A 262-nucleotide genomic window follows, 5' to 3' on the forward strand; every position below is an offset into this window, starting at 1 on the left:
CTGCATTACTTCACATAGCACTAACGTGCTTGTAATGTTGTTATGATAATATGTTAATGGAATCGCTACTGACTCCCCTACAGCTTTAAATCCTGCAAAGTGAATAACTGCTTCAATTACATTTTCTTCAAAAATTGCGTCAAGCGCTTCGCGATTTAAAACATCTTCTTTATAAAACTTAAATTGTTTTCCTGTTATTTCTTTCACTCGATTTATGGATTCTACCGAGCTATTCGAAAGATTATCCACTACTATAACTTCG

General features: G+C 34.0%; 1 protein-coding gene. It reads right to left on the reverse strand.

Annotated features, from left to right (window positions below):
• Nucleotides 1–262: GDP-mannose 4,6-dehydratase (locus MR160_RS34405; protein WP_242299260.1), on the reverse strand; the 262-nt coding region annotated here is incomplete at both ends.

Origin of the sequence: Bacillus cereus group sp. BfR-BA-01382 (genome assembly GCF_022663475.1) — a bacterium.
GTDB classification, from domain to species: Bacteria; Bacillota; Bacilli; order Bacillales; family Bacillaceae_G; genus Bacillus_A; species Bacillus_A thuringiensis_S.